Genomic DNA, 15,886 nt, shown 5'->3' with positions numbered 1-15,886 from the left:
AAACTTCCAGCATTTAGTAGTTTCCCTGATAAAGTACGAGTAGGAAAAACCGATGCAAAAGGAGGGGAGCAAGACGATGAAGAAACCGGTGAGTTAGTAAGAATGCAAGTTTTGGATTTCGCTTTTTATGGAGAAATTCAGCCAACCGAATTGAATAACTCAGATTTTGGTGATGTTACCGTTTCGGTTCATTATGAATTGTATGATGGAATTCCTGTTTTTGGAAAATGGATTACAGTAAAGAATCAAAGTTCTGAAACCTTATCAATTGGAGATTTCACCAGTGAAATCATTGCTGCTGTAGATTACGAATCAATTGTAGAGATGCGTGAAAACACTGTTTTCCATGAACCCAATATCCATGTGGAAACTGATTTTGCTTTTTCCAGCATGACCGCTAGAGATGCAAATTCACATGTAGTCAAATGGCTTCCAGATCCGGAGTATTCAACTCAAGTAAATTACTTAAGGCAATCCCCAGTATTATTGAAAGTTAGTCCTGAATATGGCCCAAATCAATTTTTGGCTTCAAGCGAGGAATTCACTTCATTTAGAACATTCGTTTTGCCACATGATAGTTATGATAGGGAAAGGAAAGGTCTTGCCATGCGTAAGATGTATAAAACTCTAGCCCCATGGACTTCGGAAAATCCCTTAATGATGCATGCAAGATTTGCAGATTGGGAAAATGTAAAAAATGCCATAGATCAGGCATCGGAGGTCGGTTTTGAAATGGTGATCTTAACCTTTGGAAGCGGGTTTAAAATAGAAGATGACAGTGAGGAATACATTGCTGAAATGAAGCGTTATTCAGATTATGCAAAAAGTAAAGGAGTTGAAATCGGAGGGTATTCTCTTTTGGCATCGCGGAGCATAGATTCAAAAAATGATGTGGTCATGCCTGAAGGGAAGAGGCCTACTTTTGGTAACTCTCCTTGTATTGGAAGTGAATGGGGAGAGGCCTATTTCAAAAAGCTATATAATTTCTATGAAAAATCAGGGTTCACGTTATTAGAACATGATGGATCTTATCCGGGTGACATCTGTATTTCTGAGAACCATCCAGGACATAGAGGATTAGCCGATAGCCGTTGGAATCAATACAAAACCATTTCAGATTTTTATAAATGGAGTCGCTCAAAAGGGATTTACCTCAATATTCCTGATTACTATTTCATGACTGGAGGAAGCAAGATTGCCATGGGATATCGGGAGGTAAATTGGAGCTTACCTAGAAATGAGCAATTAGTGCATGCCCGTCAGAATATTTTTGACGGAACTTGGGAAAAGACTTCCACCATGGGATGGATGTTTGTACCCTTGACTGAATACCATGGAGGAGGAGAAGCCGCTACTATTGAGCCTTTGAATGAGCATTTGGCACATTATGAAATGATGATGTCCAGTAATTTAGGTGCTGGAGTTCAAGCTTGTTACCGAGGGCCCAGACTTTTTGATACCGAAGAAACCAAAATTATGGTCAAAAAAATGGTGGATTGGTTCAAGGATCACCGAGAAGTTTTAGAAGGAGATATCATTCACCTTAAAAGAGCCACAGGAAACGATTTGGATTATTGGTTGAATGTCAACCCTTCTGGAGAAGAAAAAGGAATGCTGGTAGTCTACAACCCAACCGATCATGAAATCACAAAGAAGATAAGAGTTCCATTGTATTATACCGGATTGAGTAACCAAACCAAAATAATACATAAGAACGGAAAAGAGGCAGAACTAAAACTAGCAAGAGACTATTCTGTTGAAATTGAAGTGACTGTTCCAGGAAACGGTGACTCTTGGGTTTTATTTCAATAGTTCAAAAAAATTAAGGTTTAATTCCATACTCTACAATTCTTCCTTTTGTTAATGGAATGGATTTTAATGAGAATTTAATATTTTCATTCGAGCAACAAATCCATGATAACTTTTTTAAAAGAGAAGTTTTTCCAATTGAGTAAGCATGAAAAGTTTTATGCCATAATAGCTATTAGTCTTTTTTTTAGCATTTTCATGATTTTTTTCCAGCCTTTTGGAGTAAATAATTATGATCCCAAAGAGTCCATCACAGCAGTTTTTGCTTTGATCATGATAAGCATAGGTTTCTATTTGGGAGTACTTTTAATTGTAAATGAATTCCTGATTTTTCCATTATTTTTTAAAAGGGAGATTTATCGCTGGCAAATACTGATTTGGTTGGTCTGGTCTAATATTTATGCTGCAACTGGGCTTTTTCTATTTTATAATCTCTTAGGCAATTGGCATGACTTCCGGATTTCAAGTTGGCTTGAATTTATCTTCAATTTCACTGCCCTTAGTTTCATTCCGCTCACAGCAATTTTCTTTTACAGCAGAATGAAGCAAATGCAAGAACTTACTGAAACTAAAGTAGATTTTCAATTGGAAGGAAAATCAATTATCAATATTCCATCTGATAATCAAAATGATATCAATTCATACTCATTGGAAAACATTCTTTATCTGGAATCAGAAGACAACTATGTAGCAATTCACTTCATTAATAAAGACATCCTTTCCAAAGCTTTAATTAGAAGTAGCCTTAAAAAAATTGATGATCTCAAATTGCATCCTGCACTGATAAGATGTCATCGTTCATTTATGATTAATCTAGTTCACCTAGCCCAATATGATGGAAATAAGCAGCAAGGATTAATTACTCTAAAACATATAATAGAGCCTATACCTGTTTCTAAATCTTACGCGTCAGATCTTTTGTTACGGTTAAAATAATTCATTCACCCCACATATAAGAATTTTATCCCAAAAGGGCTTAATACTGTAACGAAGAGTGGTTTTTCACGATCTTAGAATATAAAAAATCACGGAAACTATGAAAAATCTAATTGCTTACAGAAAACCTAACATCTGGACTAATGTACTTTCAGTATTAATTTCTATCACTTTTATGATTGTATGGCTGCCTTTTGTCAGATCTATTTTCGATGGATCATCCTATGTATGGGGTACACAGTACTTTGGATTTACCATAAAAGGTGCGGGGATAACACCATCTTTTATTTTTATCATTGCTCAATTGGCTTTATATGCAGCAGTCATAATTGGACTTTACCGAATGAGAAACCGAATCATGTATGGAGCATTATTAAGTATTTGGTGGATAAATGTATTTGGAAACTTGATTTTTGACATACTCAAAAATGGTGATTCAATGTTTCATGGAGATACTCTGAATGTCCATGTTTCAATTACGGCTATCATATTACCATTGGCAGCGGTTGCATTGCTGTTAATAGTACAAGTGCTTCGAACAGAAAAAGAAAGTATATCAATTTCATGGACGAAGAAAAACAGGGCTCTTCTTAAATTCTTTTTCGCAATGCTACCTTTATTATTCCTATTACTCTTTTCAGGAGAACCTCATGGTATCACAGACCAATTAGGAGTTTTTATTGCAATTGCTCAGTGCTTTTATATTCCTTTAATATTTAGGCCTTTCGGATATAAACACTCATTTCACGCAAATCTAGTCTTATAAAGACTATTTAACCACAATAGTTTTTAGTAGTTAGTGTGGTTTTTATCAAAATAAGATTCTATATATTTTTATAATTGTTGTATATAATTAGGCTTTAAATAACTTATACAATTTATATATAATAGAAAACTTAATTTTATCTACTGTTTTTATTTTCAACTTATAAAAATTGGAAAACAATCGTAAACATCAATTTTTATTTTTGATTAGTAACAAAAAAATAAGAATGGATTTACTAATCTTAAGAATAAAATGGAAAATAACCATGGAAATATGGCTCTAAATCCATTTAAAATGCCTATATTGAAAAATATGTCAAAATTGAGAAGTAATAATTAAACGTCTATTGTGGTATTAAATAATACAAATTTGTATTTAAACTTTACATACTTTTTACAATACTTTAGAGGTCAGTTACTTAACTGATTTTATGAAAGTAAATATTATGTGTTTTATTATTATTCAATCTTTTCTTTTGGTATTTAAATTTCTTAACCCCGAAAAAATCCAATGTTAAAAACTATTACTAAGTCTCAAACTTTGTTTGAAAGACGAAAAAACGCCGTAGCAAATGGAGTTGGTGTTTTTAATACAGCTACTGTTAAACAGGCTAAAGGTGCAATCATTATTGATGAAGATGGAAATGAATTGATTGATTTTGCTGGAGGTATAGGCGTGGTCAATGCTGGACATTGTCCTGAACCAGTAGTTCAGGCGATTAAGGATCAAGCTGATAAATACTTACACACCAGTTTCAATGTGGTCACATATGAGCCTTATATAAAGTTATGTGAAGAGCTTTGTGAAATTCTCCCACACGGGGATAAAACCAAAGCTATGTTAATTAGCACAGGTGCAGAAGCAGTAGAAAATGCTATAAAGATTGCAAGACAAGCTACCAAAAGACAAGGAGTTGTTTGTTTTACCGATGCTTATCATGGCAGGACAATGATGGCAATGACTCTTACCAGTAAAATAGACTACAAAATTGATTGTGGCCCATTTTCACCAGAAGTGTATCGAATCCCATTTCCAAATTTTTACCGATATGCTAAAGGTGAAACTCTTGATGAATTTGTAGAGTCTAGTTTAAAAAATCTTCATGCCTCTGCTAAAAATCTTTTTGATCCTAAAAGTATTGCTGCAGTTATTATAGAGCCTGTTCAAGGAGAAGGAGGCTTTAATGCTGTACCGATAAAATATTTTGAAGGTCTTCGGAAATTTTGTGATGACCATGGGATTTTACTTATCGCAGATGAAATCCAAAGTGGATTTGCTCGAACTGGGAATTGGGCTAGCTGGCAACAATACAAGGTACAACCAGATCTAAGTACTTATGCTAAATCTTTGGGTTCAGGATTACCAATAGCAGCGGTTGTCGGGAAAGCTGAAATCATGGATTCCGCAGCTGGTGGTACTATTGGAGGTACTTATATAGGAAGTCCTTTAGCCTGTGTCGCTGCTTTAGCCACAATCCAATATATGAAGGATATAAACCTAAATGATCGGGCAATTGAAGTTGGTAATATGATTATGGCTCGATTTGAAAAAATCAAGGAACGGTTCAAAGAAGTGGGAGATATCAGAGGGCTTGGGGCGATGAATGCCATTGAATTTGTTAAAAATGGAGACCCCAACCAACCGGATTCTGAATTGTGTAATGCCGTTGTAAAAGGATGCGCAGAAAATGGACTTATTATCATAAGTGCTGGAACTTATAAAAATATCATTAGAATTTTATCGCCGCTGGTTATTGAGGATGATGTTTTGAATAAGGGACTGGATATCATTGAAAATCAAATTCAGAAAGTAATCCAAAACAGAATATGAAACCATTTGCAATTGCCGGAATTCAGATGAAAGTTTCAGCCATTCATTCCAATGTGGAAATGATGAAGTTGAAACTTGACATTACTATGAATCTTTACCCATGGGTTCAGATGGTGGTATTTAGCGAATTGTGTGGTTATGGGCCTCTTTTACATACTGCAAAAGAGATTCCTGGACACTTTGAGCACGAAATGCAGAAATTGGCCAAACAATATGGTATTTGGCTTATTCCTGGTTCAATCTTCGAAAAAAAAGATGACAAGATTTATAATACAGCTTCGGTGATTAACCCAGAAGGTGAGGTCATTAAGCGCTATAGTAAAATGTTTCCCTTTTATCCCTATGAAACGGGAGTGACAGCAGGAACTGAATTTTGTGTATTTGATGTGCCAGATGTAGGAAGGTTTGGAGTATCAATTTGCTATGACATGTGGTTTCCGGAAACGATCCGGACGCTTGCAGTCATGGGAGCAGAGGTGATTTTACATCCCACATTGACAGGTACTATAGATCGGGATATTGAACTTTCTATTGCAAGAGCCATGGCGAGTGTAAATCAATGTTTCTTATTTGATGTTAATGGATTAGATACAGGAGGAAGTGGATGCTCGATTGTCTGTGGACCTGATGGAAGGGTATTGTATCAAGCAGGAAGTACAGAAGAAATAATTCCAATCGAGCTTGATATAGAACGAGTTAAGCGTAGTAGAGAATTAGGACTATTACGATTAGGGCAACCATTGAAGAGCTTTAGAGACCATATTGGTAACTTTGAAATATATCAACATGGCGCGAAACTACCATACTTAGACGCACTCGGCCCTCTTATCAAACCTAAAAAACTTGAGAAGCTTTCTGAATTACGTCAGAAAGAAAGTGAGTTCAATCAAAATGAGCCTATAATGGGCTATAAAGGATTAAAATAAATTTCTAACTAAAACAAAATTAATATTATGGGAAACCTATCGACAGGGAAAAAGAGCACGAAATTAAGACACTACGTCAGTTGGTTTGAAATACCTGCACTTAATCTCCTGAGAGCGGTTGACTTTTACAACTTCATTTACGGTATAGAAATGGAAACTACCGAGTCTAACGGCTATGCAATGGCTTTTTTTCCAGCTGACAATGGAATTGGTGGAGCTATAGTAGTAGGTGAAGGTAGCGTTCCAAGTGAAGCAGGGCCCTTAATTTATCTAAATGCAGGAAAAGATTTAGCCCCTATTCTTGGCAGAATTGAGCAGGCTGGTGGAAGGGTTATAATGGGCAAAACTCTGATAAGTGAAGATGCAGGTTACTTCGCTTTATTCATTGATACTGAAGGGAATAAATTAGCCTTACACTCTAAAAACTAATCCATGAAAAACCATCAAAAATCCGTTAGTGCTCCTTATTATAGTATTGGCCAACTTAGGCTTGATCGATGGAATGAGCTAAAAAATGAAAGTGAAGCTCTATCACACGATGAAACTGATTCCAAAAATAAATCAAACCATAAGCAGAAAATAAAGCAACTGCTAAACGAATTGGAAACGGTAGAACATTATTTTGCCATTCCAGGAAAATTAGTTGTAGAGAAATTAAAAAAATGTTTTGATAACGGCGACCATAGTGTGTTTGCTCATCAAATAAATAATACCACCCGACAATTAATTAATGATGTTTATAGTGGTAATCCCTATTTTCCAAAAGATGAAAATGGAGAACAATTAGAAACTGAGTTTATTAGCAGTGCTACTCAAAACAATCGAAAAAACTATTTTGAGGTCCTCTTTCTAGAAAATCTCAATTCGGTGGATGAAGCCACACTTCAAGAAAGATTAAAAGAACTTCATGATCCAAATGATAAATTCACCTATAATGTAGTTGTCCAGCATTCATTTCAAGATGCACTCATCGCATTGTTTTTTAACCCAAACATTCAATCCGTAGTAATTCGATATGCCCCTCCGTACCGTTCTGAAAACATCAGTCCTCTGATTACACCTTATATTCAAAATGTCTTAAATATTGACGTTAATGAATTATCAGACGCACAGCTTGGCCCGAAGCTTGGTCAATTAATCAAGCAGTTTCGACCTGAAATTGATACCTACTATGTTACAGATACCGCACTAGGTGATTTGAAAGATAGTACGCTGGAAACATTTAGGAGAATTTACTACAGAAAGGAAGACCTGCAAGAACTACATTTGGCGATTATCAGGGGAATTAACGAAAGATACCATACGCCCTTTTTTAGTGCTCTCAAAGAATACAGCCAAAAGCCCACAGGAATATTCCATGCCATGCCTATATCACGTGGTAATTCAGTTTTCAAATCTAAGTGGATTAAAGACTTTGGGGATTTCTACGGAAGAAATATGTTTCTGGCCGAATCATCATCTACTACTGGAGGATTGGATTCATTACTACAGCCCACAGGTCCTTTGAAGAAAGCACAAGAAATGGCCGCCGTAGCTTATGGTTCTCAGCGTACATTTTTTGTGACAAATGGCACGTCAACCGCTAACAAAATTGTGCTACAAGCATTAGTTGAGCCTGGCGATCTTGTATTAATCGATAGAGACTGCCACAAGTCACATCATTATGGCTTAGTATTATCAGGAGCTTACCCCGTATATCTTGATTCTTATCCTATAGAAAAATACTCGATCTATGGAGCAGTTCCACTGGAGCAGATTTTACATAAACTTCAGGTACTTAAAAATGCCGGTAGATTGGATAAAGTTAAAATGCTGTTACTTACCAATTGCACTTTTGATGGAATGGTATATAACGTGCAACGAGTTATGGAAGCTGTATTAGCCATTAAGCCAGATATGATATTCTTATGGGATGAGGCTTGGTTTGCATTTGCAGGCTTCACCTACACATATAAACAACGCACGGGGATGTTCAGTGCAAAAAAGCTACAATCCAAATATCAGTCTGAAGAATATCGCATTGAATATCAAAAACATATTAAGAGTCTAAAAAAAGGTGAAACAGCATCTCTACCAGATCCTGATAAAGTCCGGATTCGTGTTTATGCTACCCAAAGCACACACAAGACTTTAAGTAGTTTCAGACAAGGATCCATGGTCCATATTTGGGATCAAGATTTTAGGAAGAAGGCTGAAAATACATTTTTGGAAGCCTATATGACTCATACTTCTACCTCTCCAAATTATCAAATGCTTGCATCTCTTGATGTAGGAAGAAGGCAAACCCAATTTGAAGGATATGAAATGGTAGAACGCAGCATCGAGCTTGCGATGGTACTTAGGGCCAAGGTAGTTGCCAATCCGCTCCTAAGTAAATATTTCGATGTGCTGACCGTCAAAGATTTTATCCCTGATCAATACCGAGACAGTGGATTAAAAGAGTACTATGACTTGACTGTGGGTTGGAACAGAATGGAAGAAGCTTGGGAAAAGGATGAATTTATGCTTGATCCAACCAAAATCACGCTTTTTATAGGACGTACCGGAATAGATGGCGATACTTTCAAGAATAAATATCTGATGGATAAGTATAACATTCAGATTAATAAAACCTCTAGAAATACGGTGCTCTTTATGACAAATATTGGAACAACTAGGGGAAGTGTTGCCTATTTGACTAAAGTTTTATTAGAAATTGCAGGTGATTTGGATAAACATTTTGAATCTCTGAATAAACGTGAAAGAGAAATTGCTGATGCACATATTCAATCGCTGACAAAAGATGTTCCTCCTTTACCGGATTTTAGCCGATTCCATTCATCTTTTCTAGCTGTACCGGGTGTTCCTGGGGGAAACTTAAGGGCGGCTTACTTCTTGGCATATAGTGAAGACAACTGCGAATATATTTCCATGATTGATTGTAAAAAAGCCATTGAAGATGGAAAAGAGCTTGTGGCATCCTCATTCGTGATACCTTATCCCCCTGGATTTCCTGTTTTGGTTCCCGGGCAGGTAGTAAGTGAAGAAATTATCCGCTTTATGCTTGCCTTAGATGTTTCAGAAATCCATGGATACAGAGCCGACCTTGGCCTTCGTGTATTCAAAGACTCAGTTTTAAATAGACAAAAAACGGCAACTGCCATGGGTGCAATGGGACTCTCAAAAAAGAAAACGCTAACAGAAATATAAATCGATACAATTAAAAATATGACAGCAACTAAAAACGAAATACCATCAAAACCAATACTAAAAGGTATATCAGATATTAGAAGGTTTTTTTATAAAAACGAAACACCAATTTACTTTATAAGTGCGACTAACTTTAACCTTCTGGGAGCAGATGAGTGGATTAAAGGATTCAAATTCATTATGAATATTGAATGTTTTGATGGACTACATCCAAATGTTTTTGCACCAAAAGCAGAAATACCTCATGATGACTTTGAAAGTATAGAAGATATCAATAACTACCTTCTTCAACACCCAGAAGTACAGGCTTATGTTAAATCAAGAAAAGTAAAAGGAAAAGCAGGGAAAGCCATGTTCCTGATGTTTGATGAAAAAACTGAAAAGCTAGCTAAAAAGCTGGGGCTTGAAGTTATTTTCCCAAGCGCCAAAATGCGAAACTCCATGGATAATAAGGTTAACACCAACCGTATTGCAGAGAAAGCAGGGGTTCCGTGTGTGCCATATGTTTTATCTCCGGTGAATAACTACAAACACCTAAGTGAAGTTTCAAAAAAAGCGCTTGGCGATGATTTAGTGATTCAAACACCATTTGGTGACTCAGGACATACTACATTTTTCATTTCAAACGAAGCAGAATATTTGAAATATGCTGAAGAAATTGAGCAAGAGGATGAAGTTAAGATCATGAAGCGAATCAATTGCCGTGGTTCAGCTATTGAAGCTTGTGTGACTAAGAATGGTACAATTGTAGCTCCACTTATGACCGAACTTGTAGGGTTTAAAGAACTTACACCTTATAAAGGTGGTTGGTGTGGGAATGAAATTTATCCAGGTGCATTTACACCTTCTATCCGCCAAAAAGCGAGGAAATATACACAGCTATTTGGTGATCAACTCCGCAAGGAAGGTTATAAAGGCTATTTTGAACTTGACTTTCTGATAGATCAAGATAATGGAGAAATTTATTTAGGTGAATTAAATCCAAGAATCACTGGAGCCAGTTCTATTACCAATCATGCTGTCTTTGCTTTAGCAGATGCTCCTTTGTATTTATTCCATATTTTAGAATGGATGGATATAGAATATGATTTCAGTGTTAAATCCATAAATGATCGATGGGGTAGACAAGAGAATATAGACGATTGGAGCCAAATGGTAATTAAACATACTGAAGACACTATTGAATATGTTCATGAAGCACCAGCATCTGGGATTTGGCATATGTATGATAATGGACATATTAAATTTGATAGAATGGATACTCATAGAAGAGCTGTGGAATCTGAGAAAGAAGCCTTTTTCCTACGTATCACCAAGAAAGGGGATTACCTATACGAGGGAGCAGATATGGGGATTTTGGTGTCAAGAGGTCGAATGATGACAGATGATTTCAAACTGACCACAAGAGCCAAAGGATGGATAAATGCCATTAAATCACAATATTCTTCAGAATTGATCGAGGATAAAAGAGAACAGGCTAAATTAAAGGGGAGCTTAACAAAATAAATATTCTTCAATCCACTTTTATTGATTTAAAAGTGGATTGTGTTTTATTTAATCTAAAAATCAATACTTCTTTGTAGGATTAATTAAGCAGGATGAAACGCTATTTTACATCTATTTCAGAGCCGATTGCAGATTATAAGTGGCAAAAATTATTTTATGAGCGCTGGCCAGCTTATAAAAGCTGGCTTAATTCGAGTAAAAATATAATTGATTATAAATCTTCTCTAGAAGCACTTAAAACTTATATGCCAGAGATGGTTCCTATTCATGAAAATCTTTGTGATAAGGTTGGAGCTGATGAACTTGCAAGAACCTTTTTGACTGGATTTCAGCCTCCCGCTTATTTTAGTGCCTGCTCACAGGCAGTATCTACTTTGGGAAATATTGCATTGATTAGAAACTATGACTATCATTTAGATCGGTTTGAAGGAACAGTTCTGCATACAGCTTGGAATGGCCGAAAAGTCATTGCTAATAGTGATTGCTTGATGGGTGTATTAGACGGAATGAACGAGGATGGACTAGCTATCTCATTGACATTTGGAGGTAGGCCAACCCTAGGTTTTGGTTTTGGAATCCCTTTTATTTTAAGATATATCCTTGAGTTTTGCAGCACCTTAAAAGAAGCTGTCGATGTACTCCATCGAGTTCCTTCTCATATGTCTTATAATGTAACTATAGCAGATAGAAGTGGCGAATACCGAACTGCTCAAATAGCACCGGATAAAAAGACTTTAATTTCTGTTTCCGGATATGCTACCAATCACCAAGGAGAATCAGATTGGGAAGAGACTACGGACATTAATAAAACCAGAGAAAGGGCAACTTTTCTTCATTCGATTTTGAATAGAGGATTTTCAATAGAAAAATTGACAAATGTGTTTTTAAAACCTCCTCTTTACAATACAAATTTTTCCGAAGGATATGGAACACTCTATACAGCAGTTTATAAACCAATAGAAGGATTGGTGGAACTCCATTGGCCGAGCGAAAAAATGATCCTAGGATTCGATAATTTTATCGAAGAACACAAAGTAATCACCTTCAACCATCACAAATCCATAGCAGTTTAATCCTGCTTAGTTTATCAATTCAGTCCTTAAAATATGGAATTCAATAGTATTAATCCGTACAACGGAAAACTAATAGACAAACACAAATCTCATTCAAAAGATGAAACAAAATCCATTTTGGAAAAATCCCAAATGGCGTTTAACTCCTGGCGAAAGGTCTCGATTGCTGAGCGTGCAAAAATGATGACCAAAGTTGGTCAAATACTTCGGGAAGATGTAGAAACCTACGCCCAAATGATCACTATGGAAATGGGAAAGCCAATCTCTGAATCTAGAGGTGAGGTCAAAAAGTGTGCTTTAGCTTGTGATTATTATTCGGAAAATACAGCCACATTTTTAGCAGATGAAATAATTGAAACTGATGCCAGAAAGAGTTTTGTAAAACATGAGCCCATTGGTACTATTTTAGCAATAATGCCATGGAATTTTCCTTTTTGGCAAGTATTTCGTTTTGCAGCCCCTACTTTGATGGCAGGGAATACAGGCATTTTAAAACATGCTTCCAACGTGTTTGGATGTGCTAAAATGATTGAAGAAATTTTTATTAAAGCAGGTTTTCCAGAAGGAGTTTTTCAAAATCTATTTGTTGATCACGATCAGACTGAAAGTATTATAGCACATGATGCAATCAAAGCAGTGACACTTACCGGGAGTGAACGCGCCGGTTCTGCAGTAGCAGCCTTAGCTGGGAAATATTTAAAAAAATCACTGATGGAACTAGGTGGCAACAATGCTTTTATCGTTTGGAAGGATGCCAATATTGATCAGGCAGTTAAAACTGCAATTACAGCCCGAATGATGAATTGCGGTCAAAGTTGTATTGCTGCAAAACGTTTTATTCTTGTAGACGAAATTTATGAAGAATTTGTATCGAAATTTTTAAAGGAAGTTGGGAAACTTAAAGCAGGAGATACAATGGACGATTCCACAAAAATTGGAACATTGGCAAGAAAAGACTTGGCTGATGAATTACAATCTCAAGTGAAGCGGTCCATAGAAGCTGGCGCTATTTTATTAGCAGGGGGAAGCCAAAATGGAAGTTTCCATGAACCTACTGTCTTGGGAAATGTAAAACCAGGAATGCCTGCATTCGAAGAAGAAACATTTGGCCCTTTAGCTGCTATGGTTCGGGCAAAAGATATAGATGAGGCATTTGAACTCTCAGAAAATTCAAAATACGGTTTAGGGGTTACTGTTTGTACTAGCAATATTGAGTTGGCACTAGAAATGTCTTCCAGAGTTAGCGACGGTGCATATTTTATCAACGAACTAGTCAAGTCCGATCCGAGATTACCTTTTGGAGGAACCAAGCGATCTGGTTATGGACGTGAACTTGCCAAAGATGGAATGATGGAGTTTATAAATCGGAAGACTATTTACGTCAAGGCTTAAAAAAGTAACACGTAAATAAATCCCATATGAAGTCTAAAACTGATTTGCGAAGGCCCCAATTGCATAGAGGCATCGGAAAAGCTGGCCTATTTAGCCTTGCTTTCGGAGCAATGATTGGAGTTGGCTGGGTTACTGCAATGGGATCTTGGCTATCTAATGCTGGCCCATTAGGCGCTATTATAGCTTTTTTCTTGGGAGGATTGATCATTTTGGTAATTGGTATTTGTTATGCTGAAGTTACTGCAGCCTTGCCTTTATCGGGAGGAGAAGTAGCATATGCTTATAAGGCCTTTGGTTCCTCAAAATCATTTATTGTAGGATGGTTTTTGACCTTCGGTTATTTGTCTGTGTCAGCTTTTGAAGCCGTATCTATCAATAAAGTTCTTAGCTACTTAATTCCTTCCATTGATCTCATCCCTATCTATTCAGTCAATGGAAGCCCTGTTTACCTTGTGCATTTATTCATCAGTGCTTTCTTTGTTGTATTAATTAGTGCCATAAATTACACTGGGGTGAAGAACTCCGCAAGATTTCAGGTAGGGTTGACGATACTCTTTGTTCTTCTCACTTTTGTTTTTGTGATTGCCGGATTTATCATGGGAGATTTCAAAAATCTTACTCCTTTGTTCTCCGGAAATTCAACAGGCTCCATAACTGCAGGCATAGCAATGGTATTGGTAACCGTTCCTTTTTGGTTTGTTGGTTTTGATACAATTCCTCAAGCAGCTGAAGAAGCAGATCAATCTATTCCTTTTAAAACTATTGGTTCACTTATACTTGTTTCCATAATAGCTGCAATCTGCTTTTATATGTTACTTATTTTAAGTACTTCAACCGCAGCTCCTTGGAATGAAATTTTAGATGAAAAATTACCTACAGCAAGTGCTTTTGAGAAGGCTACGGAGTCACCTTTCATGGTAAAAATCATATTGATCACTGCCCTGGTAGGTTTACTTACAAGTTGGAACGGATTCTTTCTTGCAGGTTCAAGGGTTTTATTTGCTTTGGGAAGAGGAAAAATAATATCTCCCCAGTTTGGAAAGTCGCACCCAACTTACCATACCCCATATAAAGCTGTTCTATTTAGCGGCCTTATTACTTTTCTTGCTTCACTTATGGGACAAGGTGCAATGGTTGCATTTGTCAACGTAGGATCTTTATGTATTGTGATTGCTTTCTTCGGAGTTTCATTTTCCTTTTTAAGTCTTAGAAAGAAGTTTCCAAATTTAAATCGGCCATTTTTTGCCCCAAAAGGAAGATTTCTAGGGATTTTATCAATCTGTGGCACTCTATGTATGCTCATAGCCATGCTTTATCCAGGAAGTCCAGCAGCTTTAGCATGGCCCCTTGAATGGGTAATATTTTCAGTTTTTTCTTTATTAGGATTTATTTTCTGGAAAGTTTCTTCCAAAAGTAGAAATAGCATTTCTAAAGAAAAGCGGGATTACTTAATTCTAGATAACTATAGTTAACCTTTAATTTTAAAAGTTAACTTCTTAAAGCACTGGAGCTTTCTGGTTACTTGGTTTATTGATTATTGCTGATTTATTCCTATTTTGAATTACCTCTTCTATTTTTTTGAAAAGGCAGGCTGTAGATTAATCGAATAATCGTAATACAAATTCAATTTTATTTTTAACCTTTTAAATTTTAAGCTCATGTCCAAAAAGAAAGACACAATTATTACTCTCTATGTCAATACAAAAGAGATTATGAATCATAGCGGAAAAAAAATTAGCAGAAAAGATTTTTCACCTATCATTAAGCTTTGCGACAATCATTATGATCATCCGAGTGGTGAAAATTTCACAAGCAATATACATCCAAATACAAAGATTGCTTGGGTTGGTGCTGCCATGCATATAATGGAAAACGAAGAAGATTTTGTAATCATCAAAAAAATTAAAACTCAAAAAGGAAAGTCAATCCTAAAAATTTACGATTCTAAACTAAGTTCTGGCAATACTCATATTGATGGGCACGTAGGTAAATCCAAATGCGATACAGAAGAAAGCTATTCCATCCGTTTTTTGGTAAATCACAATGGCAAAGAGAAAAAATTCACCATTGATCCAAAAATTAGGATCATTTAATTTTCTACTTTTTATTTTCTGAATTGAAATACTTTGTAACAATTATAATGCTTTTGTTTGCAATGGGTATTAATTATGCTCAATCGAACTTGGAGTCTGTCCAGAGGCATGATCTCGTAGACAGCTTAAAGCGGCAATATTTTCAATCCAATCCCAAAAATCTAGATCTTCTGGTTTCTTTGCTCCAAGAGGAACCGAATCCTGACAGTATGCTCAAATATGGAAAAATCCTCTTTGATGAATCAATAAAGGATTCTTCCAATCTCATGACTTTTCAGGGATTTTTACATTTAGGCAATGGGCACATATTAAAAGGAGAGCTTTCCCAAGGTTTAGAGTATTATTTTGAAGGTCTGAAATACGCTG

Annotated in this window: 12 protein-coding genes and 1 pseudogene; all 13 read left to right on the top strand. The window is 36.2% G+C overall.

Features of this window, described 5'->3' with window-relative positions:
• A pseudogene (locus Q0L68_RS07700) lies at positions 1–1,812 on the top strand (hypothetical protein); the annotation flags it as partial.
• Positions 1,813–1,914: 102 nt separating this feature from the next.
• Positions 1,915–2,745, top strand: coding sequence for a LytTR family DNA-binding domain-containing protein (locus Q0L68_RS07695; protein ID WP_296701393.1), 831 nt, complete (start codon positions 1,915–1,917; stop codon positions 2,743–2,745).
• Positions 2,746–2,845: 100 nt separating this feature from the next.
• A complete protein-coding gene (locus Q0L68_RS07690; protein WP_296701391.1) occupies positions 2,846–3,511 on the top strand; it encodes a ubiquinol cytochrome C oxidoreductase in 666 nt (221 codons plus the stop codon).
• 510 nt (positions 3,512–4,021) lie between these two features.
• A complete protein-coding gene (locus Q0L68_RS07685) occupies positions 4,022–5,341 on the top strand; it encodes an aminotransferase class III-fold pyridoxal phosphate-dependent enzyme (RefSeq protein ID WP_296701389.1) in 1,320 nt (439 codons plus the stop codon).
• Positions 5,338–6,267 (top strand): carbon-nitrogen hydrolase family protein, encoded by a 930-nt coding sequence (locus Q0L68_RS07680; RefSeq protein WP_296701387.1) that lies wholly within the window; start codon positions 5,338–5,340, stop codon positions 6,265–6,267. The genes Q0L68_RS07685 and Q0L68_RS07680 overlap by 4 nt, the downstream gene beginning before the upstream one ends.
• Positions 6,268–6,294: 27 nt before the next feature.
• Positions 6,295–6,696, top strand: coding sequence for a VOC family protein (locus Q0L68_RS07675; RefSeq protein WP_296701385.1), 402 nt, complete (start codon positions 6,295–6,297; stop codon positions 6,694–6,696).
• A 3-nt stretch (positions 6,697–6,699) separates the two neighbouring features.
• A complete protein-coding gene (locus Q0L68_RS07670) occupies positions 6,700–9,456 on the top strand; it encodes an aminotransferase class I/II-fold pyridoxal phosphate-dependent enzyme (RefSeq protein ID WP_296701384.1) in 2,757 nt (918 codons plus the stop codon).
• An 18-nt stretch (positions 9,457–9,474) separates the two neighbouring features.
• A complete protein-coding gene (locus tag Q0L68_RS07665; protein WP_296701382.1) occupies positions 9,475–10,962 on the top strand; it encodes a biotin carboxylase in 1,488 nt (495 codons plus the stop codon).
• 92 nt (positions 10,963–11,054) lie between these two features.
• Positions 11,055–12,035, top strand: coding sequence for a C45 family peptidase (locus tag Q0L68_RS07660; protein WP_296701381.1), 981 nt, complete (start codon positions 11,055–11,057; stop codon positions 12,033–12,035).
• Between the two features lie 33 nt (positions 12,036–12,068).
• Positions 12,069–13,427 carry an NAD-dependent succinate-semialdehyde dehydrogenase gene (locus tag Q0L68_RS07655; RefSeq protein ID WP_296701379.1) on the top strand — a complete coding sequence of 453 codons (1,359 nt, stop codon included), beginning with the start codon at positions 12,069–12,071 and terminating at the stop codon, positions 13,425–13,427.
• 26 nt (positions 13,428–13,453) lie between these two features.
• Positions 13,454–14,899 carry an APC family permease gene (locus Q0L68_RS07650; RefSeq protein ID WP_296701378.1) on the top strand — a complete coding sequence of 482 codons (1,446 nt, stop codon included), beginning with the start codon at positions 13,454–13,456 and terminating at the stop codon, positions 14,897–14,899.
• A gap of 186 nt (positions 14,900–15,085) precedes the next feature.
• Positions 15,086–15,520 carry a hypothetical protein gene (locus Q0L68_RS07645; protein WP_296701376.1) on the top strand — a complete coding sequence of 145 codons (435 nt, stop codon included), beginning with the start codon at positions 15,086–15,088 and terminating at the stop codon, positions 15,518–15,520.
• Positions 15,521–15,567: 47 nt separating this feature from the next.
• Positions 15,568–15,886 (top strand): hypothetical protein (locus Q0L68_RS07640; protein ID WP_296701373.1); only part of this gene is annotated, 319 nt, incomplete at its 3' end.

Source organism: Algoriphagus sp. (assembly GCF_024642405.1).
Taxonomy (GTDB): Bacteria; Bacteroidota; Bacteroidia; order Cytophagales; family Cyclobacteriaceae; genus Algoriphagus.
Note: the sequence above shows the minus strand (reverse complement) of the source record. Positions and strands in the feature narration are given on the sequence as shown.